1 protein-coding gene is annotated in these 1,144 nt (G+C 47.0%); it reads left to right on the top strand.

Annotated elements, in window-relative coordinates:
- Positions 1 to 369: 369 nt before the first annotated feature.
- Positions 370 to 1,144 (top strand): hypothetical protein (locus NW804_RS10330; RefSeq protein WP_414423488.1); only part of this gene is annotated, 775 nt, incomplete at its 3' end.

Raw genomic sequence — 1,144 nt, 5'->3', positions numbered from 1 at the left:
AGCGGGTGGTAGCCTGGCTGAGAGAAACTGGAGGCCTGACACTTGCAGATAGCATTGGTAAATGAATTCCCGGGTTGGACATTGTCAACGGGATTATTGCCAACATTCAGTTGAGGCAGATCAACCTAAAACTAATCGATGTCTGGAATACACTAAATACTGTCTTGAATTTAACCCGATTCAATACTGCCCTTGGTCTGGCTAACTTGGGCTTGTCTGCCGTGGGCTTTGCAAGCGTTATCTCTAAGCTCAATCAAGTCGATTCACGAATCCAAAATCTCCAGGCTTCTATCTCGGAAATCAAAAATAGATCGGTCGTTCTTTGCTAAAGCTAGGTCCGCAATTAAAGCTGCAGAAATAGCTCTAGAAATGTCTTCCTCGACCAACAGGAAGCAATTGGTAAGCGAGGTCATTCAACCCTTGCTCGAAGCCGAGCACTATTATCAAGCTGCGTGGGATTCTGACTGGAATAAGGGTAACGGTATTTTGTCTCGGGAGTACATCCTAATCCTATCTTTAGTCTATGTTGCGGAGATCAAGTGTTACCTAGAGCTTGGGGAGTATGAAACGGCTCTGAAGCGCCTAGACGAGGCGGAGGAGATCCTGAGACCTCAGATCAGGGGGTACGTCAAGCTTCTGTTTGAAGACCCTTCAGGATATCTTCACAGTGCTTGCCAAAAAGTCAGCCTATCAAGCATTGTGGAAATTCTCAAGTATGTAGCGGGCGAATCAAATGTAGACAAGCTGTTTGATAAACACATACGACCAGCCATTTTCAACACACTTGGCATTGAAGCCTGGATTGATAGCATATCGCCAAGATCTAGGAATGCTATCCTAGCGCTCACTGCCCCATCTTCGCTTGGTGTAGGTTTGACATTTTGGAATCGTCTACCTTGGGATTCACTACCCTGGAGCGCTGCTGACCGGAGAGAAGGCATCCTCAGTCTGATGCCTTCGGGAGCTAATCGGGTTATAGCGGCTGCCCAGTCAATGATTGAATTGCACAGAAGATTGGAAGGTTATAGACACGAAATCAATGAAATGGTTCGGCTTGGCCTCAGCTACCGGGAATGGCAAGATCTGGTTTTGCCGCCAAAAAGCTCGTCTGAGGATCAGGACTCCAAGATTTTGCTCCTCCTGC

The organism is Synechococcus sp. WC10meta (genome assembly GCF_047461475.1).
The sequence above is the reverse complement of the archived record's forward strand: the minus strand, read 5'-3'. Positions and strand labels throughout refer to the sequence as shown.